This window comes from Micromonospora sp. NPDC048839, assembly GCF_040649915.1.
In the GTDB taxonomy this organism is placed as follows: domain Bacteria; phylum Actinomycetota; class Actinomycetes; order Mycobacteriales; family Micromonosporaceae; genus Micromonospora.
Genome location: NZ_JBEZGL010000029.1, coordinates 24,002 through 46,337 on the forward strand (window position 1 = coordinate 24,002; position 22,336 = coordinate 46,337).

At 71.0% G+C, this 22,336-nt stretch carries 33 protein-coding genes; 27 read left to right on the top strand and 6 right to left on the bottom strand.

Features of this window, described 5'->3' with window-relative positions; genetic code table 11:
* Positions 1-33 precede the first annotated feature (33 nt).
* From AB0C25_RS34020 to AB0C25_RS34030, 3 genes are read left to right on the top strand one after another with little or no spacing between them, the layout of a single operon-like run.
* On the top strand, positions 34-381 hold the full coding sequence (locus AB0C25_RS34020; RefSeq protein WP_357379027.1) for a metalloregulator ArsR/SmtB family transcription factor: 348 nt from the start codon (positions 34-36) through the stop codon (positions 379-381).
* 56 nt (positions 382-437) lie between these two features.
* Positions 438-1,034: a cation transporter gene (locus tag AB0C25_RS34025; RefSeq protein WP_357378888.1), complete on the top strand. Its 597-nt coding sequence runs from the start codon at positions 438-440 to the stop codon at positions 1,032-1,034.
* Positions 1,027-1,167: a hypothetical protein gene (locus tag AB0C25_RS34030; protein WP_357378890.1), complete on the top strand. Its 141-nt coding sequence runs from the start codon at positions 1,027-1,029 to the stop codon at positions 1,165-1,167. Before AB0C25_RS34025 ends, AB0C25_RS34030 begins: the two co-directional genes overlap by 8 nt.
* A gap of 460 nt (positions 1,168-1,627) precedes the next feature.
* Here AB0C25_RS34030 and AB0C25_RS34035 read toward each other — a convergent pair whose 3' ends face one another.
* A complete protein-coding gene (locus AB0C25_RS34035) occupies positions 1,628-1,849 on the bottom strand; it encodes a hypothetical protein (RefSeq protein ID WP_357378892.1) in 222 nt (73 codons plus the stop codon).
* A 71-nt stretch (positions 1,850-1,920) separates the two neighbouring features.
* Between AB0C25_RS34035 and AB0C25_RS34040 the strand changes: the two genes are divergently transcribed.
* The 6 genes from AB0C25_RS34040 (at position 1,921) to AB0C25_RS34065 (ending at position 7,772) form a co-directional block, all read left to right on the top strand.
* Positions 1,921-2,829, top strand: a complete 909-nt coding sequence (locus tag AB0C25_RS34040; RefSeq protein WP_357378894.1) for a hypothetical protein — start codon at positions 1,921-1,923, stop codon at positions 2,827-2,829.
* A gap of 81 nt (positions 2,830-2,910) precedes the next feature.
* Entirely contained in the window at positions 2,911-3,225 is a 315-nt protein-coding gene (locus tag AB0C25_RS34045) for a hypothetical protein (RefSeq protein ID WP_357378896.1), read from the top strand.
* 3 nt (positions 3,226-3,228) lie between these two features.
* Positions 3,229-5,109 carry a hypothetical protein gene (locus AB0C25_RS34050; RefSeq protein ID WP_357378898.1) on the top strand — a complete coding sequence of 627 codons (1,881 nt, stop codon included), beginning with the start codon at positions 3,229-3,231 and terminating at the stop codon, positions 5,107-5,109.
* On the top strand, positions 5,106-5,336 hold the full coding sequence (locus AB0C25_RS34055; RefSeq protein WP_357378900.1) for a hypothetical protein: 231 nt from the start codon (positions 5,106-5,108) through the stop codon (positions 5,334-5,336). Before AB0C25_RS34050 ends, AB0C25_RS34055 begins: the two co-directional genes overlap by 4 nt.
* Positions 5,329-5,562 (top strand): hypothetical protein, encoded by a 234-nt coding sequence (locus tag AB0C25_RS34060; protein WP_357378902.1) that lies wholly within the window; start codon positions 5,329-5,331, stop codon positions 5,560-5,562. The genes AB0C25_RS34055 and AB0C25_RS34060 overlap by 8 nt, the downstream gene beginning before the upstream one ends.
* A 2-nt stretch (positions 5,563-5,564) precedes the next feature.
* Positions 5,565-7,772 carry a phage minor head protein gene (locus AB0C25_RS34065; protein ID WP_357378904.1) on the top strand — a complete coding sequence of 736 codons (2,208 nt, stop codon included), beginning with the start codon at positions 5,565-5,567 and terminating at the stop codon, positions 7,770-7,772.
* A gap of 242 nt (positions 7,773-8,014) precedes the next feature.
* Here the strand turns inward: AB0C25_RS34065 and AB0C25_RS34070 are convergent, their stop codons facing one another.
* Together AB0C25_RS34070 and AB0C25_RS34075 are read right to left on the bottom strand one after the other, a co-directional pair.
* Positions 8,015-8,521, bottom strand: coding sequence for a hypothetical protein (locus AB0C25_RS34070; protein ID WP_357378906.1), 507 nt, complete (start codon positions 8,519-8,521; stop codon positions 8,015-8,017).
* Positions 8,518-8,850 carry a helix-turn-helix transcriptional regulator gene (locus AB0C25_RS34075; protein ID WP_357378908.1) on the bottom strand — a complete coding sequence of 111 codons (333 nt, stop codon included), beginning with the start codon at positions 8,848-8,850 and terminating at the stop codon, positions 8,518-8,520. Before AB0C25_RS34075 ends, AB0C25_RS34070 begins: the two co-directional genes overlap by 4 nt.
* An 835-nt stretch (positions 8,851-9,685) precedes the next feature.
* On the opposite strand from AB0C25_RS34075, the gene AB0C25_RS34080 reads away from it, so the two are divergent.
* The 18 genes from AB0C25_RS34080 to AB0C25_RS34165 all read left to right on the top strand — a co-directional run bounded on the left by AB0C25_RS34080 (position 9,686) and on the right by AB0C25_RS34165 (position 21,012).
* Positions 9,686-11,380: a major capsid protein gene (locus tag AB0C25_RS34080; RefSeq protein WP_357378910.1), complete on the top strand. Its 1,695-nt coding sequence runs from the start codon at positions 9,686-9,688 to the stop codon at positions 11,378-11,380.
* 62 nt (positions 11,381-11,442) lie between these two features.
* Positions 11,443-12,270, top strand: a complete 828-nt coding sequence (locus AB0C25_RS34085) for a hypothetical protein (protein ID WP_357378912.1) — start codon at positions 11,443-11,445, stop codon at positions 12,268-12,270.
* A gap of 8 nt (positions 12,271-12,278) precedes the next feature.
* Positions 12,279-12,692, top strand: a complete 414-nt coding sequence (locus AB0C25_RS34090; protein ID WP_357378914.1) for a hypothetical protein — start codon at positions 12,279-12,281, stop codon at positions 12,690-12,692.
* 174 nt (positions 12,693-12,866) lie between these two features.
* Entirely contained in the window at positions 12,867-13,208 is a 342-nt protein-coding gene (locus AB0C25_RS34095; RefSeq protein WP_357378916.1) for a hypothetical protein, read from the top strand.
* 124 nt (positions 13,209-13,332) lie between these two features.
* Positions 13,333-13,686 carry a hypothetical protein gene (locus tag AB0C25_RS34100; protein WP_357378917.1) on the top strand — a complete coding sequence of 118 codons (354 nt, stop codon included), beginning with the start codon at positions 13,333-13,335 and terminating at the stop codon, positions 13,684-13,686.
* An 89-nt stretch (positions 13,687-13,775) separates the two neighbouring features.
* Positions 13,776-14,786, top strand: coding sequence for an N-6 DNA methylase (locus tag AB0C25_RS34105; RefSeq protein ID WP_357378919.1), 1,011 nt, complete (start codon positions 13,776-13,778; stop codon positions 14,784-14,786).
* A gap of 115 nt (positions 14,787-14,901) precedes the next feature.
* Positions 14,902-15,324, top strand: a complete 423-nt coding sequence (locus AB0C25_RS34110; protein WP_357378921.1) for a hypothetical protein — start codon at positions 14,902-14,904, stop codon at positions 15,322-15,324.
* A 141-nt stretch (positions 15,325-15,465) separates the two neighbouring features.
* Complete coding sequence (locus tag AB0C25_RS34115) at positions 15,466-15,993, top strand: hypothetical protein (protein ID WP_357378923.1); 528 nt, start codon at positions 15,466-15,468, stop codon at positions 15,991-15,993.
* A complete protein-coding gene (locus AB0C25_RS34120) occupies positions 15,990-16,496 on the top strand; it encodes a hypothetical protein (RefSeq protein WP_357378925.1) in 507 nt (168 codons plus the stop codon). The genes AB0C25_RS34115 and AB0C25_RS34120 overlap by 4 nt, the downstream gene beginning before the upstream one ends.
* Positions 16,493-16,912 carry a hypothetical protein gene (locus tag AB0C25_RS34125; RefSeq protein WP_357378927.1) on the top strand — a complete coding sequence of 140 codons (420 nt, stop codon included), beginning with the start codon at positions 16,493-16,495 and terminating at the stop codon, positions 16,910-16,912. Before AB0C25_RS34120 ends, AB0C25_RS34125 begins: the two co-directional genes overlap by 4 nt.
* Positions 16,912-17,199, top strand: a complete 288-nt coding sequence (locus AB0C25_RS34130; RefSeq protein ID WP_357378929.1) for a hypothetical protein — start codon at positions 16,912-16,914, stop codon at positions 17,197-17,199. Before AB0C25_RS34125 ends, AB0C25_RS34130 begins: the two co-directional genes overlap by 1 nt.
* Before the next feature lie 234 nt (positions 17,200-17,433).
* The gene (locus tag AB0C25_RS34135; RefSeq protein WP_357378931.1) at positions 17,434-18,354 is read left to right on the top strand and encodes a hypothetical protein; all 921 of its coding nucleotides are present in this window, start codon (positions 17,434-17,436) and stop codon (positions 18,352-18,354) included.
* Between the two features lie 7 nt (positions 18,355-18,361).
* Positions 18,362-19,141 (top strand): hypothetical protein, encoded by a 780-nt coding sequence (locus AB0C25_RS34140; protein WP_357378933.1) that lies wholly within the window; start codon positions 18,362-18,364, stop codon positions 19,139-19,141.
* Positions 19,138-19,686 carry a hypothetical protein gene (locus AB0C25_RS34145; protein ID WP_357378935.1) on the top strand — a complete coding sequence of 183 codons (549 nt, stop codon included), beginning with the start codon at positions 19,138-19,140 and terminating at the stop codon, positions 19,684-19,686. Before AB0C25_RS34140 ends, AB0C25_RS34145 begins: the two co-directional genes overlap by 4 nt.
* Positions 19,686-19,946, top strand: coding sequence for a hypothetical protein (locus tag AB0C25_RS34150; RefSeq protein WP_357378937.1), 261 nt, complete (start codon positions 19,686-19,688; stop codon positions 19,944-19,946). Before AB0C25_RS34145 ends, AB0C25_RS34150 begins: the two co-directional genes overlap by 1 nt.
* 5 nt (positions 19,947-19,951) lie before the next feature.
* Positions 19,952-20,377: a hypothetical protein gene (locus tag AB0C25_RS34155; protein WP_357378939.1), complete on the top strand. Its 426-nt coding sequence runs from the start codon at positions 19,952-19,954 to the stop codon at positions 20,375-20,377.
* A gap of 12 nt (positions 20,378-20,389) precedes the next feature.
* Entirely contained in the window at positions 20,390-20,737 is a 348-nt protein-coding gene (locus AB0C25_RS34160) for a hypothetical protein (protein ID WP_357378941.1), read from the top strand.
* On the top strand, positions 20,698-21,012 hold the full coding sequence (locus AB0C25_RS34165) for a hypothetical protein (protein WP_357378943.1): 315 nt from the start codon (positions 20,698-20,700) through the stop codon (positions 21,010-21,012). The genes AB0C25_RS34160 and AB0C25_RS34165 overlap by 40 nt, the downstream gene beginning before the upstream one ends.
* A 46-nt stretch (positions 21,013-21,058) precedes the next feature.
* Here the strand turns inward: AB0C25_RS34165 and AB0C25_RS34170 are convergent, their stop codons facing one another.
* The 3 genes from AB0C25_RS34170 to AB0C25_RS34180 are packed head-to-tail and all read right to left on the bottom strand — an operon-like array spanning position 21,059 to position 22,329.
* Positions 21,059-21,400 (bottom strand): hypothetical protein, encoded by a 342-nt coding sequence (locus tag AB0C25_RS34170; RefSeq protein ID WP_357378945.1) that lies wholly within the window; start codon positions 21,398-21,400, stop codon positions 21,059-21,061.
* 19 nt (positions 21,401-21,419) lie between these two features.
* A complete protein-coding gene (locus tag AB0C25_RS34175) occupies positions 21,420-22,016 on the bottom strand; it encodes a hypothetical protein (RefSeq protein WP_357378947.1) in 597 nt (198 codons plus the stop codon).
* The gene (locus AB0C25_RS34180) at positions 21,997-22,329 is read right to left on the bottom strand and encodes a hypothetical protein (RefSeq protein ID WP_357378949.1); all 333 of its coding nucleotides are present in this window, start codon (positions 22,327-22,329) and stop codon (positions 21,997-21,999) included. Before AB0C25_RS34180 ends, AB0C25_RS34175 begins: the two co-directional genes overlap by 20 nt.
* Between the last annotated feature and the right edge of the window lie 7 nt (positions 22,330-22,336).

A 22,336-nucleotide genomic window follows, 5' to 3' on the forward strand; every position in this document is an offset into this window, starting at 1 on the left:
TATCATCGTGTTGTGGCGATGAATAGTGAAGTGGTGGCGGCCAGGCCCGCCGACGAGTTGGCACCGGCGGCGGCGTTGTTTCGGGGGTTGGCCGACCCGACCCGGCTGGCGATCCTGCGCCGGCTCGCCGACGGGGAGCTGCGCGTCGTGGACCTGACCGCCGCGCTCGGGTTGGCGCAGTCGACCGTCTCGGCGCACCTTGCCTGCCTGCGCGACTGCGGGCTGGTGACCGGCCGCCCGCAGGGCCGGCAGATGTTCTACGCCCTGGCTCGGCCGGAGCTCATGGACCTGCTGCGTGCCGCCGAGCAGCTGCTCGCCGCGACCGGTGAAGCCGTGGCGCTGTGCCCGACCTACGGCTGCGGCGCTGAGGATCAGCGGTGAGCGCGCAGCCGTCGGCGCTCAGCGCGGCCGAGACCGGGCGGCTGACCCGTCGGGGCTTGCGGCTGGCGCAGTTCACCGTGGCCTACAACGTGGTTGAGGGCGTTATTGCGATCACCGCCGGGCTCCTGGCCGGGCTGGTGTCCCTGGTCGGGTTCGGCCTGGACTCCGGGATCGAGTCCGCCGCCGCCGTGCTTGTCGGCGTGCGCCTGGCTGCCCGGCTGCGTAATGGCGAGGCCGACGAGGCCAAGGAACGCCGAACCCTCAAGGCCGTCGCAGTGACGTTCTTCGTCCTCGCGGCCTACGTCGTGGTCGAAGGCATCCGAGACCTGATTGATGGCGAGGAACCGGACACCTCCATCGTCGGCATCGTGCTGCTGGCCGCATCGGTCATCATCATGCCGGTGCTGGCCGCCGCGAAACGCAAGGTCGCCATGCAACTCGGCGGGGACCGACTGATCCTCGCCGACGCCGCCGAGACCCGCATCTGCGTGCTGCTGAGCATCTCCACCCTCGCCGGCCTGGTCCTGTACGCGTTCACCGGCGCGGCCTGGATCGACCCCGTCGCCGGGTTCATCATCGCCGCGTTCGCCATCCACGAGGGCCGCGAAGCCTGGGAAGGTGAACTCGTCGAAGGCGATGACGACGATGACTGAGCACAACAGCCGGCGGGGTGCGAAGCGGCCCGGCTCGGCGTTGCCGGGGCGGCGGGGTGACCGGCCCTACCTGATGGGCCTGGGCCTGGCGTTCGACGTGCGCAGCATTGTGCAGGGCCCGCCGCACCGGTGACGCCGGCTGGCGAAGCCCGGCGGCCCGTGGTGGTGGGGCCGCATCACCACGGTCTCGACTCCCTCGCGGACGGCCTGCGCCGATCGCCGACCTCACAACGGGCCGCGGTGACCATACTGGTGTCTGGGCAACCTTGGGGGGCTGTCACTGGACCTACTGAGCCGTCCCGGAAACGAGAGGGTTACGGGACGGTCCGGCTGTTGAGGTAGGCGGTCCAGTCAGCTTGTGCGTAGCTGCTCCAAGCGCTGGCGGTCTTGTAGGTCAACCCGAACAGGTCAGCGGTCACGGCTGCGGGCAGCTCGGCTTTGCGGGCGGCACCGACGGGGATGCCGCGCCGCCGGAGCCGGGCGCCGAGGGTGGCTGGACCGATGGGCCGTGTTCGCGGTCGGCCGGGGAACAGGTAGGTCGTCAGTGCCGAGGGCAGCCCGTCGCGCGCCGGCCGGATGGCCGAAGCGCCTGCTTAGGAGTGCCCTGCCTGGCACCGCTGCGGCTCGTCGCCAACCAGCTCATGGGCCTTGCGGTATGGGAAGGCGACCACGTGCGGGTCAGCGCGGGCCTGGTCGACGAGGTGCCGCAGCTCGGCGGGGGAGTCCACGACGCGCTCGATGACGGTCACTCCGGCTGGGCTGTTGTCGGCCCGATTCCAGCGGATCGTGATGTACCAGCGGTTGCGCCACTCCACGATCAGCACCGTACTCGCACAGGTGTTCGACGAGTGGTCGAACTGTCCGACCCTCTGGACATACTGGCAGGATGTCCAGAGAGATCAATGTGACGTACCGGGTGGTCCGTGACCTGCCGGCCGCCCAGCGGGCTACCTGGAGCAACCTGCTCGCCGAGTTCGCCGCGGAGGTGCCCACCCCCGAGAAGGTCGAGGTGGTCATCACCGACGAGTACGAAAAGGTGGCTGGCCAGTATCAGGTCCAGGAAGTTGACCGCGCCAACCCGTCGATGACCGCCGAGCAGTACAGGGCCAAGAAGGTCGACGGGGCGCGTGCCGGTGCCATGACCTGTGTCCTGCCGGGGGGCAAGGTCGTGGTAGTGGCCGGCAGCGGGCTGGTGCCTGCCGGGGTCCGGGGCGCTCGGCACGGACTGCTTCACGAGGCGCAGCATGTGCGCCTGGCTCAGCGCGGAGACGCCGCGTGGGGCGTGCACCGGCGGGTGCCGTTCACGCTGCCGGAGCGAGAGATCACGTTTGAGTTCCTGTGGGCCGCCGAGAGTGCGATCGATGAGTATCGGTGCGAGCGAACCGTCCACGAGCGTGGGTGGACGGACCCGACGAACACGGTCCGCCCCGGGAATGTCGCAAGCATCGTCGCGACCTTCCGCGCCGCCCGCATGACGTGGGACGTCACTGGCGACCTGATGGGTGCCTACCAAGCCGCGTTCGCCTCGCTGGACCGCATGGCGAACGTCCTCGCTTACGGCGCCGCTGGCGTCGTCACGGGAGTGATTTCGGCTACCGCCTGGGCGAAAGCGCCTGTCGCGGGACGGATCCTCGACTTGCTAGAGGATCTGCCGGGTACCGACATGGTCGTCCCGCGTGAGGATCTGGCTGCGGTAGCCGTGGAGGTGGCGAAGCGGTTGCGTCGGATCTTGCAGGAGATGGGCTTCGACTACTTCGTTCCGGTCGGTGGCGGCACGTACCTCAAGCCGATGTGACCTTCCGGCTCGCTGGGTGACCTGCTGGCCATTACGATGCGAATATATTCGGCCGCAGTGGCATTGCATATGCTCATACCCGTGACGGGGCTGATCGAGATCACGGTGGTGCTGTTCGTCGTTGCCCGGCTGACCCGGCTGATCGTCGCCGACGAGATCACCCGGCGGCCCCGGGAAGCGATCGTGCGTCGTCTGCCCGAAGGCAGCGCATTCGCGTACCTGCTGTTTTGTCGGTGGTGCCTGTCGGTGTGGATCGCCGCGCCGGCCGCCGCCGGCTGGTGGCACCTGTCCGTCGCCCCCAGGTGGTCGGGCTACTGGTGGGTCGACGTGCCCGCCGTCGCGCTCGCACTGTCCTACGCGACTGGCCTGTTGGTGCGCGCCGAGCCCGAGGAGTAGCGCATGGCGCAGTGGTGGGGCACGAAGCCGAGAGGTGACAGTGACGTCGGCAAGGCGACCGCCGTGGTCGCGTCGGCGGCGAAGATGCGGTACGAGTCCAGCGGCAGCCTGCGGAAGGTCACCCGGCAGGAGTGGCAGGGAGAAGCCTGGCGGCACTACGAGGAATGCGGCGAGTTCTCGTTCCTGGTGAACACGGTGGCGAAGGCGATGAGCCGCGCCCGGCTGTACATCACGCAGGTCGACGACCACGGCCGGCCCGTCGAGACGCCCGACCAGGCGCCGGCCGGCGTGAACGAGACGTTCCTCGGCGGACCCGGGCAGCAGTCCGAACTGCTGAACGACGTCGGCATCCAGCTCGGCGTGCCCGGCGAGTGCTACCTGATCGGAGAGCCGGAGCGCGACGAGGACGGCAAGGCCACTGACCGCGAGAAGTGGTTCATCGCGTCGAACGAGGAGCTGCAAGAGCGGTCCGGCAAGTACGTCCTCGACCAGGGCGAAGGCCCGCGCGAGCTGGAAGCCGACGAGACGGTCATCGTGCGGATCTGGGCACCGAGCCCCCGCAAGCACGCCCTGCCCTCGTCGCAGGTGCAGTCCAACCGGCGGGTGCTGCGGCTGATCGAGCGGCTGACGCAGTACGTCCAGTCGCAGATTGACTCCCGGCTGGCTGGCGCGGGCATCCTGCTGCTGCCCAACGAGCTGTCGTTCGCCGCCGCCGAACATGAGGAGAACCCCGAGGACGGGGTGACGTCGTTCCTGGCGACGCTGACGGAGGCGATGACCACCGCGGTCAAGGACCGCGACTCCGTGGCCGCCCTCGTCCCGATCGTCGTGCAGGGCCCAGCCGAGCACCTGGAGAAGGCGCGGCTGCTGTCGTTCGCCACGGAGCTGTCGTCAACGGTGCCGTCGATGCTGGATGGTGCGATCAGGCGGCTGGCCCTCGGCCTGGACGCCCCGCCGGAGATGCTGCTCGGAATGACCCAGGCAAACCACTGGGGCGCCTGGATGACCGACGAGGCGACGATCAAGTACCACGTCGAGTCGAAGCTGGAGCTGTTCTGCGCGGCGCTGACCCAGCAGATGCTGTGGCCGGCGCTGGAAGGCGCGGCCGGCGTCGCCGACGCGAAGCGGTGGATCGTCTGGTACGACACCAGCGAGCTGACGCAGACCCCGGACAAGGGCGCCGACGCGAAGGACCTGTTCGGCCTCGGCGAGCTGTCCGGCGACGCGCTACGCCGGGAAACGGGGTTCGGCGAGCAGGACAAGCCGACCGACGAAGAGCGCGAGCTGCGCCGGCTGCTGGAGATCATCCGCACGGTGCCGGCGGCCGGGCCGCTGCTGGTGCAACGGCTCCTGGAGGTCGCCGGGGTGACAGCCGACGTCGACCCGGATGCATTGAAGCAGGCCCCACAACCAGCCGAGCTGCCGGGCGGCGAGCCGCCCACCGAGGAAGCGCCAACGCCGAAGGAGCCGCCGTCCGGCGATACCGAGGACCGTGGCCCGCCCGAGCAGAATGCGATCGCAGCGTCGGCCGCCGGGCCGCTGAGCGGTGCGTTCGTCGCTGCCTGCGAGGTGTTGGCGCTGCGGGCGCTGGAGATCGCGGGGAAGCGGGTCGTTGGCCGCGAGCGGTACCGGCATGCCGCATTGAAGGCGTGGGAGTACCACACGGTGCGGCAGTCGACGCCGACGTCAGTCCCCCGGCTACTGGAGGGCGCGTTCACGGCGGTGCCGGCGATCGCCACCCGGCTCGACGTCGACCCGGAGAAGTTGACGGCTGCCCTGACGACGTACGTCGGCGGGCTGCTGGTCACCGGGACCCGGCACGACCCGGGGGATCTGCGCGAGCACCTGACCCGCACGGTGCGCGGAGAGCTGGTGCCGGCATGACGGCCCCGACCGCGCCCGTCCCGGACCTGGTGCAGGGCCACGGACACGCGTGCCGCCGGTCCGGTCGCGGCAAGGGTTGCGAGGTCCTGCGCTGGACGATGTGCCGCACCTGCGGGTGGTGGGGCGATCTGTGGGACGGCGATCAGCCGCCCTTGTCCGACGGCGCTCACGTCTGCGATCCGGCCGACGTGGCGCGGCACGAGCACACCAGGAGGATCCGTGGCTGACCCGGAGAACGTGACCCTGACCCAGCTGCGCGACGCGTTCGCGCTGCTGCGCGTCGACCTCAACGACGACTTCGTGAAGCTGGAGCTGCGCGAGAGCGCGCTGACGATCCACCGGGTGGCGCGCACCACCTCGGGGATGCCTGCGTGCCTGCCGGATGGTGGTGTGCAGGTCACGGGCTCGACGATCAACGTGGTCGCCGTCCTCCCGCTCGTCCCTCAGAAGTAGGCATGGCAGAGCCGGACCTGTGGCTGCCGTTGCGCCTTGACCAGGAGGCGCGAGTGCTCGTCGCCGAGAAGCGGGTTGAGCGGGCCGCGCGGGCGGCGCTGAGCGCCTGGCTGCGCTCGGCGCGGGCGGTGACCCTGCCGGTCACCGCGGCGGCGCTCCCGCCGGACCCCTCGGCGCTCGCCGGCGCCGGGCAGGCGTGGTTCGACGCGATGACGGTGCACCTGCTGCCCGAGGTTGACGCGACGTTTCTCGCCGGTGTGGCCGACGCGGGCGGTGACCTGGAGCTGCTGCGCGTGGCGCAGATGAAGGACGAGTACCTAGCCGCGTTGCCGAACCGGCTCTCCGGAGTGCCCGACAGTGCGTGGACGCAGGTGACCGCGGTCGTCGCCGAGCTGACTGCCGAGGGCGCGAGCATCCCACGTATCCGCGACGCGATCGAGGCGATCCTCGGCGAGCTGTCGTGGGAGGACCGGGCGGTCACGATCGCCCGGACGGAGACGATCGGCGCGTACAACGCGGGCACGCTGACCGCCTGGCTAACCGCCGAGCAGGCGCTCGACGAGAAGCTGGACAAGGTGTGGGTGGCCACGCACGACGAGCGGACCCGCGACGACCACCGCGACGCGGACGGGCAGCGGGTCGCCCTCGACGGCGTGTTCATGGTCGGCGGGGTGCCGCTGCGCTTCCCCGGCGACCCGGCCGCGCCCGCCGGGCAGGTCGTGAACTGCCGCTGCACGATGATCGAGGTGGAGGCCGACGAGCCCCTGCCTGCGGTCCCTGAGCACCCCTGGCCCCGACGGAATCGGGCCAGCGGGTTGGACATCACGGTGACAGCGGCGGGAGCCGCGAAGGGTGGCAAGCAGATGGCGACGTGGAAGGGGACGCTGGCGCCGCTGGGTGCCAGGTCGGGTGACCGGCGGATCTTCGCAGCGGACGGCGAGTGGTCGTTCCGCGACCTGCCGCTCCCGCTGCGGTGGGCGCGTGAGGACGCCCCCGGGCACGAGGGTGCGGTGACGATCGGCCGGATCACCGCCGGCGAGGTGCAGACGTCGAAGCTCACCGGCTCGGGTGACTTCCTGGACGCCGTGCCTGAGCTGGGGGAGGCGCTGGAGCTGCTGCGCAACGGCGTGCTGTTCCCGTCGGTGGACCTCGACGACTTCGAGTTCGTGTACACGGACGCGAAGGGCACGCCGATCGAGGAGATGAGCGACGAGGAGTGGGAGGCGTTCATCGACTCCGGCGAGGAGCCGTACATCACGGTGACGAAGGGCCGGGTCATGGCGGTGACCCTCGTCGGCACGCAGGCGTTCATGGAGGCGAAGCTGGAGCTGGTCGACGACGAGCCCGCCGATGGCGAGGACGACCCTTCAGAAGTGGTGGAGGAAGAGGAAGAGCCGGTCACCGCAGCCGGCGCGGCGGCGAAGAAGTCGCAAGTCGCGCCGCTGTACCCGCCGAAGGTGTGGTTCGACGACCCGGGCCTGGGCGAGTTGACGCCGATCACGGTCACGGCCGACGGGCGGGTGTTCGGGCACCTGGCCGACCGGGACTGCCACCTGTCGTTCCTCAGCGGCGGGCAGTGCGTGATGCCGCCGGAGGAAGGCGGGTTCGACTGGTTCCACCGGCCGGAGATCCAGACCGCCGAGGGGGAGCTGATCGCGGTCGGGCACATCACGGCGTCGACCGGGCACGCCGACCTGGCGGCCAGCGCGGCGAGCGCGGTTGCCCACTACGACGACACGGGCACACAGGTGGCGGTGGTCCGGGCCGGCCGGGACGCCCACGGCACGTGGGTCGCCGGATCGCTGGTGCCGGAGGCCAAGCCGGAGCAGGTGCAGCTACTGCGCCGGTCGCCGCTGTCGGGGGACTGGCGGTGGATCGGCGGTGCACGTCAGCTCGTCGCGGCGCTGTGTGTCAACGTGGGCGGCTTCCCGGTGGTGCGGGGCCGCGCCTCGACGGGCGGCCGGGCGTACGCGATGGTCGCCTCCGGCTGGGCCGGGTGGAAGGCGTCCGAGCCGGCCGCCCGCCGGCAGCGCGATCCGCTGTCCCCGCAGGCGCTGGATGCGGCGGTCCGCCGTGCGGTGGCCGCGGGCTTCGCGGCCGAACGGCAGCGGCTGGTCACTGCGGCGAACGTTGAGCAGATCGCGGCGTCGATTGGCCGCGACCGGACGACCCTCGTGGCGGCTCTGACCGCCGCGGTGCACGGCAAGTAGAGGGGGGAATCCGGTGGGCTGTAACTGCGGCAGCAAGCGTCGGGGCGGCACCGTGTTCGTGCTGTCCTACGAGGATGGCCGCCAAGGCGGCGAGTTCGCGTCGAAGGCCGATGCAGAGATCGCCGACGTGCGCAGGGGAGGCGGCGGCATCATCCGCCAGGTGCAGAAGTAGAGGACCGGGGGTGCGGCGCCCGACGGCACCGCACCCCCGAAAGCAGTTGTGGGCCTTCGCTTGCGAGGCTTCACCTCTCAGGTTCCTCCGCGGGCAGAATGAGCCTCCCCTTGGGGCTATGCCAATTCTTTGCTTCTACGACGAAGCTTCTCCTGTCGATGTCCACCACCCGAAAGTCGGGCTCCCAAGCTTTCAGTGCCTCAGTGTCGGGCAGAATGAGAAAGAGCTGGTCAGCGGGTTCCACACGCTTGGCGGTGCGCCTGAACGACCTGACGTAGTCGAAATAGCGTTGGTAGGCAAGGGCTGCACGAACGATCCGAACGCCGGCCCTGGGTGCAGCTCGGCCGGCAGCCCCAAGGGCGAAGCGCAGGGCGGTTAGTAGCTTGAGCAGTTTGCCGGGCCGGTCGTCGATGAGCGCCCCCCACTCCTCGGCGTATCCCGCGGCCATCTCAGGGTCTGACGTCCAACGGTAGGCCGACCACTGGGCCAGTTTCCGCGCGGCCCACGGCGAGATGTCGGTGGCCTCGTTGACGACGAGCCCCAACACGATGCCCAGGATGATCTCCCAGCGGTTCACGCCTCGCTCCAGCCGAAGGCCATGCGGGTCCGGATGGTCGGCGCTGGCTGGGTCTGCCGTTGGGCGATCAGCTGTTGGGCGCTGGCTATCCCGTGCCCGGTGAGCTGGTAGTAGCGGCGGCGGGGCTTGCCGGGTTCGGTGTTCGTGTCCCAGCGGGAGGTCACCCATCGCGATTCTCTGAGCCGCTCCAGGATCTTGTAAATGGTCGGTCCGGACTTCCCCGTGGCCTTCATGATCGCCCAGCCGTGTAGCTCGTGGTCGTCGGCTTTGAGTAGGGCGTTCAGGACGGCCAGGAGTGGTCCCGTTACGCGTACAGGTCCGTCAGGCATGCGCTTAACGATAATAGCTGAAATAAGGGTCGTCCACTGTCGACGCGTCGTCGTGCAGGAGCCCATCTGCATCGGCGACGCCCGTTGACGGGCACGGTCCGTCGAGTGGAGAAGTGGAGAGGCGGTGCGGTGCCGTCCGGCACCGCACCGCCTTGTGTCTATGTCATGGGCTGCCACCCCCGTCCACGGGGGCAGATGCGCCTGCCGCGAGGGCCCCTGATGGATCCTGTGGGCCAACATTCGGCGGCGCTGCCTGGTTGGAAGGCCCGGCAGTTGCATCACCGGAGCCTTCAGGCGAAAACGAGCACTTGATGCGGAACGCAACGGCTGTCCAGCCGACCTCGACGTACCCGCCCGACTTCTCGGCCCGCCTCACGAACTTCGTAGCCAAGAGTAGGAGGAGTAGTGCGGTCGTCAGGGGAAGAACCGCAGCGATCCAAGCTGCGGCTTCTCCCACGGTTGCGTCCTACCGGAGCGGTCTGGGCTTCATGACCTGCCCACTTTCTCGGTAACGCCGGTCGCGCCGGCTTCCCCGGAGTGTTGGCCGGCTCGATGTTCATCGCCGACCACGTGTCGCGTGACGGCCGATGTGCTGCGCCGCGATCGACTCCCAAACAACGTGGGGTGCTCGCTCAGAGTGAGGCTCCTGGGCGCGTCCACGTACTCATAAGTAGGACCCGTGAGTCCTAAGGCCATCCCAAGACCCCTTCCAGGATGACCGGCGCTCGCCTTGATCGCCAATCGGGGACCCTGGGCTACTCTGTCAGGCAGCAAACACCGATGCTGGCTGCGGGCCGGTCGGGGATGAAACCCCTACCGTGCTGAGGAGCCGACGGTGGAATTCGAAATCCCTGGGAGCCTGGACGGACTCGACCTCGCCGCACTGGGCCAGCTGGAAACGCAGGCCGTAGCGGCGTTCGACGCCCTGCGCGACGACCCGGCCCTGGACGCCGCCGGCCTGTCCCGGCTGCGTGAGCTGGCCACCTTCGTCCAGTCGGTGCGAACCCAACAGCAGCAGATCGAGCAGGCAGCGCTGCAGGTGGCCTCCGAGTTGGAGGATCTGGACGCTGCCGTGCACAGCGCTGCCGAGGCCCCCGACAACGAGGCCGACGAGGCAGACGACGCGGGCAGCGACGTCGACGGCGACGATCCTTCGCCGGAGGAGGACCAGGTCGCAGACGTGCCGGCACCGCAGCCGACGCCGGTCGTTGCGTCGCTGGCTCGTCGGGCAGCCCGCCGGCAGCCGAAGCCGAAGATGCCCAGCGCCGGCAGGTCGGCGGTCATCAAGGCGGCTGCGGACGTGCCGAACGTGCCGCACGGGCACGTGTTTTCCTCCGTGTCGGAGGTCGCATCGGCGTTCGACGACAAGTTCGCCGGGTTCCCTCGCGGAGTGGGCGTCGCGACCCGCATCAAGCAGAACGTGGCCCGGGTCGAGCTGCCCGTTGACCAGGCGCTTGTTGCCGGCGGCAGGGGCTTGACCGACATGGAGCTGGTCGACCTGGCCGCCACCGAGTCGCGGCTGCCCGGGGGCAACCTCGTCGCGGCCGGTGGCTGGGGTGCTCCGTCTGAGACGCTGTGGGAGCTGTGCGAGGGCCTGGAGACGACCGAGGGTCTGCTGGATCTCCCGGGTATCACGGTCCCGCGCGGCGGCGGTATCAAGGTCCCGTCGAACCTCGACTTCCGCGATCTGTACTCGGGGGTCGGCTTCGTGCAGACCGAGGCGGACAGCACCGCCGGCACGGACAAGCCCGCCTACAGGGTGCCGACGGTGAACTGGGCCGAGACGCGCCTTGAGGTGGACGGGGTGCAGATCGAGCAGGACATCGTGCAGAACGCGGTGTGGCCGGAGCTGACCCGGGACGTGGTCCGGCGGGCGCTGACCGCCCACGAGCACAAGATCAACGCACGATTGATCCAGCGCATGGCCACCGCGCCGAGCCAGTCGACGCAGTTCGCGCTGCCCCTCGGCGGTGACATCGACGGCGACGAGACGACCACCGCGCTACTCGGCGCGGTGTCCCTGGCGACGACGGACTACCGGTACCGCTACCGGCTGGGCCGCCGGCAGCTCCTGGAGTGCGTGGCGCCGTTGTGGCTCATCGACTGGATCCGGGCGGACATGAGCCGCCGGGCCGGCGTGAACTACCTCGACGTGACCGACGAGCAGATCACCGCATGGTTCACCCGGCGGCACCTGCGGCCCCAGTTTGTATACGACTGGCAGGACGGGTACGTCGACGCGGGCGGCAGCGGCTTTGGCGGCACAGCGGCGCCGAGCCAATGGCCGGCAAAAGTGGACGTGTTGATCTACGCGCCGGGCACGTGGGTGACGGGCTCCAAGCCGATCATCGACCTGTCGGCGGTCTACGACTCGACGAAGCTCAAGGACAACGAGTACATCGCGCTGTTCACCGAGCAGGCGACGCTGCTGGTGAAGCGGTGCTACACGTCGTACAAGATCAGCGTCCCGCTGTGCCCGACCGGCGTCACCGGCAGCACCGTGGCGTTCGACTGCTCCGCCGCGGCCTGAGCTACTCGATCGACGGGGGCCGCGCCCGCGCGGCGCGGCCCCCTCCCCGGAGGAGATGACGGGTGACGCAGCCCCTGGTGTACGTGGAAGCCCCGGCGACGACGCCTTACAAGTACGGCCTGTTCTCGGCGGCGGCGGTGGTCGACCCGGCCGACCAGCGCGAGTTTCAGGCTGGCGTGGAGTGGGAGCCGCAGTGCGTCGACTCCCCGGCTCCGACGAACCTGGCAGCGGCCTCGGACCCGGATCGCGCGGCGATGGCCCTGCCGGACGGCGTGCCGAGCGTGCAGGCCGCAGTCATCCGGCTGTACGCCGGGCTGACCGGCCGGTCGACGGCCCGACCCGATCTGCTGGACCGTGGGCGGCGGGCCCTCGCCCTAGTCGAGCAGCAGTCGCTGGAGCACTACGTGTGGACCGGCGAGGCCGAGAATGCGACGTACCTGGCGGACGCCGATACCGAGGTGCTGGCGGACTCGGAGACGGCGCCTGTGCCGCTGGAGACGGGCGTGGGCCTGCTGGAGGCGCACATCAGCGACCGGGCTGGCGTGCTGGGTGCGCTGTGGGCACCCCGGTGGACGGCCGGGTGGTTCGCAGAGAAGGGCCAGTCGCGGATCGAGGGCCCGCGGCTCGTGTGCCCGTTGGGCGACCCGATCGTGTTTGCGCAGACGACCGGCGTTGGCCCAGGTGGTGCGGTGCCGGCCGCCGGTGAGGCGTGGCTGTACGGGACGGGCCCGGTGATGGTGCGGCGGTCGGCGGTGTACCTGCCGAAGTTGGACGAGTCCCTGGACCGCAAGGACAACGAGGTGTTCGCGGTCGCCGAGCGGTTCTACACGGTGGGGTGGAGCTGCGCGGTGGCGGCGGTCAAGGTCAAGCTGCCGGGCGTGCCGGCGTAGGAGGAGACATGCCCCTGATCTACCCGAAGGACCGCGAGGACGCGAAGACCCTCGCGCGGCAACTGCTCGCCGTAGCCGGCAAGGAGCGGCACGACGAGGTGCTGACCACGAGTGACGGCCCACTGGGGCTGGCGTTCGACGTGCCGGACGACCTGGCTGAGCAGGTGCTGGCTACCGGCGGCGGGCGCGTCGTCGAGACGCCGGGCGAGCCGGCGGCTGATGTCGGCGAGGGGAGCATGCCGGCTGACGCCGGGCGCGTCGTCGAGACGCCGAGCGAGCCGGCGGCTGATATCGGCGAAGAGAGCACGTCGGCTGACGCCGGGGCCGACGTGTCCGAGGCGGACGCTGAGTCGAACGGCGGGTCCTCCCAGCCGTCGGCGAGGGCGTCCCGGTCGTCGCGTACCTCGCGGAGTGGCCGGTAGACCCCACGCCTCGGACGCGCGCCGCCCTGCCTGGCTCTTCCCCGTGCCAGGTGGGGCGGCGCTTTGTGTGACCCGCTCCACGGCCCGAGGCGTACATAAAGATTGTACGCAAGCCCGAAACTCGCATACAATGAAGATGTACGCAACGCGCTACCCTTACAGGAGGACAGAGAGATGCAGGAGCGGGTCGACGAGCTGGCCACCGAGTTCGGCGTCAAGGCTGAGGCCGCCGACCAGTGGGGCCCGGTCGCCATGCTGGCGCGGCAGGTGGTGGAGGCCGAGCGGGAGCTGGAGCGGCACTCCTGCGAGCTCATCGGGGCGACCGAGGACGCGATGGTGACCGCGAAGGCGGGCGACCTGCGGGCGTCGGTGCGCGGCGACCTGCTGGCCGCCGTGAGCGGCAAGGCGGCGGCGGTGGACGCTGCGCTGATGAAGCTGGCCGAGCGGCGGCAGGCCCTGGCGATCGTCGCCGAGAGCGTGAAGAAGGCCCGGCCGGAGCTGGCCGAGCAGCAGTGAGTTGAGCGGACCGACGCCCCTCGCGCCACGCGGCGCGGGGGGTGTCGCCGTTGTGTGGCCCGCTCCACAGTCCAAGGCATACATAAAACCTGTACATGAGGAGTGCTGTCTACATACAATGAATATGTACAGCAAGCTGCCCCAACCGCGTGAGGAGTGCCCGATGGCCCGCGAGATGAGCTACCAGATGACCCGCACGATCGAGGCGCTGGAGCAGCTGACGGCGAGCTTCCGCGAGCGCCTGGTGGCCGGAGAGGGCCTGTTCCCGCGCGAGACGGAGGAGCAGGAGCGTGCCCGCCTGGCCCACTACCGGCGGGTGCGGGAGCACAACGCGCGGGTGCGGGCTGAGCGCGAGCGCCGGGAGGCCGCGCGGCAGCGCCGCGCGAACGAGCGCGAGGTGGCCGAGGTGCGCAAGTCGATGTGCGGGCGGTGCTTCACCGTGCTGCCCGCGTCGGGGGTGTGCGGCAACTGCTGCTGACCGACCCCGAGCGCCCCCGCTGCCAGATGGCGGCGGGGGCGCTGCCGTTCCCGCCGGCGGGAGGCCGGCGGTTCACGTGGAGGAGAGAGATGACGACAACGACAGTGGCGCGGCGCGCGAACGCCGTGCCGACCGACCCGCGGCAGCACGCGCGGGACATCGCCGAGGCGGTCGACTACGCGTGGCACAGCCGGTACGGCGGCTCGCGGATCGAGGTGCCGATGTCGGTGGTGGCCGCCCTGGCGCTGGTAGCCCGGGAGACGGAGGATCCCGACCGGCTTGCGGAGTTGGCCGAGATGTTCGAGCGCCTGGACCACGAGGGGTTCGGGCTGCTGATGCAGCGGCTGTGGTGCGAGTTCGCGGCGATCCGGCCCGACCTCAACCCGCGGACGAAGCACCTGTGGTCGTGGACCGATGAGGACCAGGGCGAGACGATGCTGCGCGCGGTGCAGGCCGTCGGCCAGGCGGCGCTGCGCAAGGGCCTGTTCGGACGGTGCGGCCCGGACGGCTGGGGCGAGGCGGACCTGCTGGGAATGCTGCTCCAGACGATGAAGAGCCACGGTGGCAAGAAGGGCATCGGCCAGTTCCTCACCCCGGAGAGCGTGACGATGCTGCTCGGCCGGATGGTTGCTCCGGACGAGGGCGCGAGGATCCTGGAGCCGTGCGCCGGCACGGGCACGATGCTGCTCGGCGCCGCGCAGGCGATGCGGGAGAAGGGGCTCGACCCCACGACGTGCGAGTGGTGGGCGAACGACCTCGACCCGCTGGCGGCGGCGCTGTGCGCGGTGAACTTCCACCTGTGGGGGTTGGGCCTCCGGGTGATCGTCGGCTGCGGCGACGGACTGCTGGACCAGTGGATGCACGAGGCGTTGGAGCACCGGCAGATCGCGATCGACGAGATGCAGCGGGCGTGGAAGTTGGCCCGGCAGATCGCGGCGGTGCGGCACGTCCTGGAGCTACCGACGCCGGAGAGCGCGTTGGACCGGCACCTGCGTAAGGCGAAGCCGAAGACGCCGCCCCCGCCGCCTCTGCCGCCCCTGCCGCCGGCCTCGTCGACGTTCGACGCGGAGGCCGTGTTCCGGCAGGGGCGACTGTTCTGAGCTGCCCCTGTGTGACCTGCTACACAGCCCTGCTCGTACATAAAATGTGTACGTGAGAGGGCTTGTCGCATACAATAATTGTGTACACATTGCCCTGATTCACGTGGAGGTCGAGATGGGCAAAAGCACCGTGCAGGCCGGCATGCGCCTGGCGATCGAGCAATGCGGGCGGTTCAACTGCCTGGACGAGAAGAGCTGCTGCGTCCACTGCGGGGAGCACCGCGACGAGGCACACCAGCCGGACTGTAGGCACGCGGCCGAGCTGGACGACGACCCGGACGACGAGTGCGACGCGCGGCCGGCCGAGGAGGGGCCCTCGGTGGAGTTCGTGGTGGCGAGCTGGGGTGGCGGGTCGACGCGGGTCGTCGGCAACCGCGACGGCGTGTGGGCGTACTGCCAGATGCTGGTCGCGCGCCGGTACCGCGAGCAGGTTGCCGAGAAGATGCTGGCCTGGCTGGCGGACGGTGCGCCGTCGCCGCACACGGTCGTGGCCTGGCACGGCGAGACGGAGTTCTGGAGCGTGGACGCGGCCAGCTAGTGGCTGCGCAGGCGGGGCTGGGCGGTTGCCCGGCCCCGGTGCGGAGTTCCTAGATGGGCTCTCGCTGTACGGCCGCTATTGACGATTGCGGCCGGACAGCGCAAGGTATCGGTTCGACCCAATGTTCACGTGGAGGTAAACGTGGGTCTCAGAGCGCTCATCGGCACCGAGGGTGCCGGCGGGTTCTACCGGGCGAGGCACGTCCAGCACGACGCCTGCCCGACGATGATCGTGCCCGCCCTGTCCGTGCTGGTGCACGACATGCTCGGGCACAACGTCCAGGCGGCCGTCGACGAGCTGATGCGCTGCGACTGGTCGCGGCTGTACGCCCTGCCGGGCACCGGCACCGCCGGGCACCTCGTCGGCGTGCCGAGCCACGGCGGGCCGGAGCCGGAGGCCGGGCACCTCGCCTCGGCCAACGCGGGCGACCGCGAGTGGGCGTACCTGTTCGGCGACCACCGGCTGCACGTCTACCTGGGCGTGCTTCCCGAGCGCGGCCCGAAGCAGTGGAAGCCGTGGGCGTGCTGGTCGGTGCACGAGCTGCCGAGCCTGCCGATGACGGAAGTGCTGGACGTGCAGAAGGCGGGCTACGCCGCCCAGTGGAGGGCGAGCGACTTCCGGGGCTACATGGAGGCGGTCCGCGACCGCAGGCGGGAGGTTGTGAGATGAGGGCGCTGGTGGGGCAGTTCGCCCCGGGGAGCCGGTGGTACCGGGCCCGGACCGTCGAGCTGGAGGGCCAGCCCACCTGGACCCTCGCGCAGCTGCGGGTGATCTGGGCGCGGACCTTCCGGCGGGACACCGCCGAGTTCGTGGAGGCGCTGCTGCGCCGGGACTGGTCGGTGCTGGCCTGCACGCCGTGGCCGGAGGCGGCCGTCGCCGAGCGGCGCCCCGAGTGGGCGTACGTGTGCGGCATGGGGCGCGCGGCTCGCGCCGAGGTGTCCGGCCGGGCGCTCGTCGGCCGGATGGGCGAGGACGCGCCCGACGACGGCGACGGCTGGGCCTACCTGTGGGAGCACGGCCTGGGCGCGCTGCACGTCTACGCGGCCCACGCCGGTCTGTGGCATCACCTGGCGACGTTGCCGGCCGATGTGTGGTCCGGGCTGACCGAGCAGCTGGTGGTCGATGTGGAGAGCCGGCTCTGCTGGCTGGAGCGAGAGGGGGCGGCGGCATGACCGCTGAGATGAGGGGACAGGGCAGCCAGGCGATCCGGACGGACGAGCTGCGCCGCCGCGACGAGGTACTGCTGTTCGGCAAGCTGGTGGAGATCGCCGACGTGCAGTCGGTGCTGGACTTCCCGAGCTGCGTCAACCTGGTCATCCGCCCGCAGGGCGGGCAGCCGAGGGAGACGCTGGTGCCTCGCGACATGCTGCTACTGGGGATGCGGCTGCCTCGGCTGCTGTCGCTGCCGTGCGTGGCCTGCAAGGGGGCGGTGAAGACGCCGGTCGACCTGGCGCTGGGCCCGGTGACCGAGGTGGTGTGCGCCGGATGCCGTGGCCAGGTCGTCGAGGGCACGGCGCGGATGACGCCGCCTTCCCCGGCCGGGCCGCCGCTGGCCGGACCGTGGCTGACCCCGGCCGGGAGGGTCTGATGTCGAGCGACGTGTTCCGGGCGCTGCTGGCCGACAACGACGCCGACCGGGAGAAGTTCATCAGCCGGGAGGTGCTGCGGCACGGCGTGATGCGGCAGATCGTCTGCGAGCGCAGCGGCAAGGTGCTCGACGTCCGTACCGCGGTCATGGTGACGACGGTGAAGGGCGACAGCCGCTCCGCGTACGTGCTCGACGGGCCCGCGTGGGACGAGGTGGAGCCGGCGCTGCGCGCGAAGGCCGCCGAGCTGGGCATGGAGGTCGAGGTGATCGACGGCCGGACGCTGTGACGGGGCTGCCGGGCCCTGTCCGGCCGTAACAAGAAGCGGGGCTGCACCCACCAGGTGCCGCCCCGCTTCGCCGTGGAGGAGAGCCGGCCGACAGCACGACGCTGAGGGCGCTGTGTCCCACCCGGGGCCAGCGCCCTCTCGGCTACGCTGGCGGGGTATTCGCCGCTGGCTGCGGGCCGGGCATGGAGCTCTCCTGTTGAGGATGTGCTGATGTCCGCAGTGTGCGATACCCCTGTGAAGGGGAAGATGCTCCGGGCCACCAAGCTCGGGGTGTGCGGTGACCCGATCCTGGGCGCCGGAGGCTGGCCGGTCCACGTCACGTCGAAGGGCTTCGTCTCGGTCGAGTACGCGGCCGAGGTCGACGACGGCGAGGAGATCGACCAGAAGGACGCCAACGGCGACAGCCTGGTCTACGAGCCGGCTCGGCGGCGGATCAAGCTGTACAACGTGACGGTGACGGCCGGCCGGGTCGACCCGGAGCTGTACACACTGTTCACCGGGATGCCGGTGGTGCTCGACGAGGACGGCAACGCGACGGGCCTGCGGATCACCAGCAAGGTGAACCTCGACTCGGCGGTTGCGCTGGAGCTGTGGTCGGGGACGGCGCTCAAGAAGTGCGCGGCCGGCGCGGTGCAGCGGCCCCGCTTCGGGTACTTCCTGCTCCCGCAGATCATCGACGGGCAGATCGGTGACTTCACGATCGAGAACGGGGCGGCGAGCTTCACCCTGACCGGCAAGGCGATCGAGAATCCGGGGTGGGGGACCGGTCCGTACGACGTGTACCTACGGTCGACGGGCGTCGAGGCGCTGGAGAGCCCGATGGGCGACTTCGACCTGCTCCACCTCGACTGGACGCAGCTGCCGCCGCCGGCGCCGACGTGCGGCCTGACCGAGCGGCCGCCGGACGGCACCGTGGCCGCCGACGCGACGGACGCGACGGACATGACGGCGGAGTACACGGCGACGTACGTGCCGGCGGGCCCGCCGGTGCACCCGTACACGGTGGACTGGGGCGACGGCGCGCAGACGATCGGCCCGGCCGTGGCGGCGAAGGTGAGCCACCAGTACGCGGCCCCCGGGACGTACCTCATCACGGTCACCGACACGACCACGGGCGCGTCGCGCTTCAAGTCGTTCGTCGCCCCCGCGGTCTGAGGTAGCGGTGACGCAGCCGGTGCGGACCGGCCCGTGCCAGTGGCCGCTGAACACGGCGTACTGCAAGGGCTGGGACGCCATCGACGAGGCGGCCCGGACGGCGGCCACGGAACTCGCCACGGAGATCGTCTGGGCGCTGTCCGGCCGCCGGTACGGCGTCTGCCCGACGACGGTGCGGCCGTGCCGGCGCAACGACCACGACGCCTGGCTGCGGTTGGAGCGGTGGCTGCCGCTGTCGTACGGCAGCCTGGCGGTCGCGTTCTGCGGCTGCGTCGGGCATATCTGCTCGTGCAGCTCGTCCGGGTGGGAGCTGAGCCTGCCCGGTCCGGTTCACGCGGTCACCCGGGTGCTCGTCGACGGCCAGGAGGTGCCGGCGGCGGCGTACGCGGTGTACGACCGGCGGTGGCTGGTGCGCGTCGACGGGAAGTGCTGGCCGGAGCGGCAGGACCTGACGGTGGCCGACGACCAGCCGGGCGCGTGGGCGGTGACGTACGAGCGGGGCGTGGAGGTGCCGGCCGGCGGGAAGATCGCCGCCGGGCACATGGCCTGCGAGCTGGCGAAGGCGATGGTCAGCGACACCACGTGCCGGCTGCCCCGCCGGGTGCAGTCGCTGGTGCGCCAGGGCGTGCAGCAGACGTTCGTCGACCCGGCGCAGCTCGCCAAGGACGGCATGACGGGGCTGCCGGAGGTCGACCAGTGGCTGCGGATCGTGAACCCGCACCGGCTGCCTCGTGACTCGGTGGTGTGGTCGCCGGATCTGGACCGGGGCAGAAGGAGGAGGTCGTGACGGAGCCAGTGGCGCAGGTCGCCGACGACGTGGCATGGCCGGTCGCGGTGCGACTGCGTGTGCTCGTCGGCGACGCGCTGGCCGAAGCGCTCGGCGGGGCGCCGGACGTGTGCGCGGTGGTTCCCGGCCGGGACGTGGCGATCGACTCGTGCTGCGACGGGCAGGCGTGGGTGCGGATCGTGCGGACGTACCCGGTGCTGGCGGGGGACTTCCCGAACGGGCGCGGCACGCCGCTCGGCGCGGGCAACGACCCCGGGGCGTTCTGGGCGGTGGAGTTGGGCGCCGGCAGCGCCCGGTGCGCGCCGAGCCCCGACGACCAAGGGAACCCGCCGACCGGGGTCGAACTCGAGCGGTCGGCGGCGGAGCTGGCCGACGACGCCGGCCGGATCCGGCGGGCGGTGCTGTGCGAGCTGCAGAAGTTCGAGTCCGTTGAGGACGTGTGGATCGGGGAGCAGGCCAGCGTCGGCCCGTCCGGCGGCTGCGTCGGCCAGGAGGTCCTGGTCGCGGTGATGACGAACGTCTGCGTGTGCGAGGAGGAAGGCTGATGCGGAGCGGCCAGAAGGTCACGGTGAAGGCGCTGACGGCGATGCCGGGCGTCGCCGACGGCGCGGTGCTGCACAACGTCGAGTGGGGTCCTCGGCTGGCGACGCTCGTCGACGCCGGCCGGTACGAGGTCCTGGAGGGCGGCGACGCCGAGCCGACCGCCACCGCGGCGGCCGGCGGCGAAGAGCGCGGCGACGCCGCGGAGGCGACCACCACGGCGGCCGCCGACGGCGACGGTCCGAGACGGACCCGGCGGCGCTGATGGGGGTGCGGGTCAACACGCGCGTCGACCTGTTCGCGGGGGAGATGCGGCAGCTGCTCACCGGCCCGGTCGGGCCGGTGCTGTCGTTCGTGCGCAGCGTGGCCCGGCGGGTGCGGACCCGGGCGGTGTTGAAGTGCCCGGTGGACACCGGTCGGCTCCGCTCCGCGCACCGCGAGGAGGTCGGCGTGCGGTCCGGCCAGGTGTACGGCTTCGTGGTGAACGACACGGAGTACGCGGCGATGGTCCACGGCGGGACCAAGCCGCACCAGATCCGGCCTCGGCGGCCGGGCGGGGTGCTGCGGTTCGAGACGGGCGGTCAGGTGGTGTTCACGACGTTGGTGAACCACCCGGGGACGCGGGCGCAGCCGTGGCTGCGTGAGGCGATGGAGGAAGTGGCGGTCTCGGCGGGGTTCCGGATCGTCCGCTCATAGGGGAGGAAGCAGATGAGGGAGTTCACGACCAGCGCGAAGGTGGCGGAATCCGGCGACGCCAAGAAGCTGCCGGACGTCAAGTTCAAGCTGGACAAGGTGAAGATGGTGTGCCGGGCGCCGAAAGACGCCCAGCTGGCGTACCTGATGGCGGCGGCCTCGTCGAGCCGGACCGAGGCGGACCAGGTGGCGGCGGTGCTCGACTTCTTCGAGCAGACGCTGGACCCGCCGAGCCTGGCGGTGTTCAAGAGGCGGCTGCTGAACACGAACGACGAGTTCGACTTCACCGACGCCATGGCGATCTTTCAGCACGTGTGCGAGGAGTGGTCGGCCCGCCCTACTGGGTCGGGCAGCGACTCCTGACCCTGGCGGTCAAACGCTGGCCCGAGTTCCACGGCTCGATGCTGCTGCGCACCGGCCGGGAGCCGCTGGACCTGCCGCTGCCGTCGCTGCTGGACGTGATCTACGCCTGGTGGGTGGAGGGCGGCACGGAGAAGGACGTGGCGAAGTTCCGGCAGGCGCTGGAGGCTCCGCCGACGGAGGCGGACCTGGAGGACCGCGAGGAGTGGTCCGACGAGGAGACTGACGACTCGTTTGCCCGAGCGCTGGGCGGGATGCAGCGCGTGGGCTCCAGATGACGAAGGAGGGCGACCCCGGTCCGGGGTCGCCCTCCTCGCTTGTGCGTCAGCGGAAGTCGCTGTCGCGGAAGGTCGTGCCGGTGGTCCGCTGGGGCATCGAGTCCGGCGCGGCCGGCGGTGCGGCCGGGAGCGCCTCCCCGGCCGGCGCGGCGGCCAGGAACGGCAGGAAGCGCTGGAGGAAGTCCTCGACGCCGGGCAGCGCGAGGACCCGGGTCACGCCGGCGGCCACGGCGACGGCCTGGGCGATGAGCGGCACGTCGTCGACGCCGCCGGCGATGGCGACGGTGGGCAGCAACGACAGCAGGGCGACCGTGGCGGCGAAGACCGTACGGGCAGTGGCCCGCCACGGGTGGCGGGTCTGGGTGGTGGGGGTCGCGGGACTCGTCATGGCTCTCTCCTCGGGTTGGTCACACACACAGGTCCAGCAGCGGCACGCACACCAGCGCTGGACGGGAATCGGGCTCGGGCGTGGGTTCGGGCGGCGGGCTGGGTGCCGGTTTGCCCGGCGGTCCTTCCGGCCCGGCCGGTCCGGTCGGACCGGCCGTACCGGGAGTCGGTCCGGGCCGAGGGGTGGGCGACGCGTCGACGCGTCCCTTGGCCGGCGGGCCTCCGCTGCCGGACGGCGGCTGCGGCGACGGCGCCGGACCGGGGGCGGCGCACTGGTATCGCCGGCGCAGCTCTTGCACCGACTCGTCCCTGGGGGCAAGCCGGTCCAGGACCACGCACAGATCCCGGCGGGTCTGCGCTAGCCGTTCGTCGCGCGCCCGGTCCTCGGCACGCGCCGCCGCGCGCCGCTCGGCCATGTCGCGCTCCAGGCCCTGGAGCCGCTGGTCGACGCTGCCCATCGCCAGCATGTACGCGACGTACGCCCCCGCGGTGGCACAGATCAGCGGCAGCGCGGCGTACAGCGTCAGCAGCTTCACGAGCTGCCGGCGCGGGTTGTGCAGCAGCACCGGCTCGTCGGTCAGCAGCTCGTACTGCCTGCTACTGCTGTGCCTGGTCACCGGGGCCCCCTCTCGGTAGCGCGTCCGGGTCGAGGCCGGCGCCGTAGACGCCCAACCGCAGCCGGGCGTACATCTCCTGGTAGCGGTGCAGCTCCGACTCCAGGTGCTGAACGCGCTGCTCCAGGAAGGCCAGCCGGGCGTCGACCCGCTTGTCGAAGTCGACCTCCCGCTGCACGTCGCTGGTCCGCAGGGTGCCGCGCAGCCCCAGCAGCGCCGTGACGATGGTCGCCAGGACCGCGAGTGCGCCCACCGCCACGGTGAGGCCGGACACGTCCCCGGCGGCGGCCCTGATGACCTGCCCAGACAGCCACACCGACGTG

What these genes read in the sequence shown, in the direction of transcription:
- AB0C25_RS34030 (WP_357378890.1), top strand. Translation starts at nt 1,027, where the DNA reads ATGACTGAGCACAACAGCCGGCGGGGTGCGAAGCGGCCCGGCTCGGCG.
- AB0C25_RS34040 (WP_357378894.1), top strand. Translation starts at nt 1,921, where the DNA reads ATGTCCAGAGAGATCAATGTGACGTACCGGGTGGTCCGTGACCTGCCG.
- AB0C25_RS34050 (WP_357378898.1), top strand. Translation starts at nt 3,229, where the DNA reads ATGGCGCAGTGGTGGGGCACGAAGCCGAGAGGTGACAGTGACGTCGGC.
- AB0C25_RS34055 (WP_357378900.1), top strand. Translation starts at nt 5,106, where the DNA reads ATGACGGCCCCGACCGCGCCCGTCCCGGACCTGGTGCAGGGCCACGGA.
- AB0C25_RS34065 (WP_357378904.1), top strand. Translation starts at nt 5,565, where the DNA reads ATGGCAGAGCCGGACCTGTGGCTGCCGTTGCGCCTTGACCAGGAGGCG.
- AB0C25_RS34075 (WP_357378908.1), bottom strand. Translation starts at nt 8,850, where the DNA reads ATGCCTGACGGACCTGTACGCGTAACGGGACCACTCCTGGCCGTCCTG.
- AB0C25_RS34090 (WP_357378914.1), top strand. Translation starts at nt 12,279, where the DNA reads ATGCCCCTGATCTACCCGAAGGACCGCGAGGACGCGAAGACCCTCGCG.
- AB0C25_RS34095 (WP_357378916.1), top strand. Translation starts at nt 12,867, where the DNA reads ATGCAGGAGCGGGTCGACGAGCTGGCCACCGAGTTCGGCGTCAAGGCT.
- AB0C25_RS34100 (WP_357378917.1), top strand. Translation starts at nt 13,333, where the DNA reads ATGTACAGCAAGCTGCCCCAACCGCGTGAGGAGTGCCCGATGGCCCGC.
- AB0C25_RS34105 (WP_357378919.1), top strand. Translation starts at nt 13,776, where the DNA reads ATGACGACAACGACAGTGGCGCGGCGCGCGAACGCCGTGCCGACCGAC.
- AB0C25_RS34110 (WP_357378921.1), top strand. Translation starts at nt 14,902, where the DNA reads ATGGGCAAAAGCACCGTGCAGGCCGGCATGCGCCTGGCGATCGAGCAA.
- AB0C25_RS34120 (WP_357378925.1), top strand. Translation starts at nt 15,990, where the DNA reads ATGAGGGCGCTGGTGGGGCAGTTCGCCCCGGGGAGCCGGTGGTACCGG.
- AB0C25_RS34125 (WP_357378927.1), top strand. Translation starts at nt 16,493, where the DNA reads ATGACCGCTGAGATGAGGGGACAGGGCAGCCAGGCGATCCGGACGGAC.
- AB0C25_RS34130 (WP_357378929.1), top strand. Translation starts at nt 16,912, where the DNA reads ATGTCGAGCGACGTGTTCCGGGCGCTGCTGGCCGACAACGACGCCGAC.
- AB0C25_RS34150 (WP_357378937.1), top strand. Translation starts at nt 19,686, where the DNA reads ATGCGGAGCGGCCAGAAGGTCACGGTGAAGGCGCTGACGGCGATGCCG.
- AB0C25_RS34160 (WP_357378941.1), top strand. Translation starts at nt 20,390, where the DNA reads ATGAGGGAGTTCACGACCAGCGCGAAGGTGGCGGAATCCGGCGACGCC.
- AB0C25_RS34170 (WP_357378945.1), bottom strand. Translation starts at nt 21,400, where the DNA reads ATGACGAGTCCCGCGACCCCCACCACCCAGACCCGCCACCCGTGGCGG.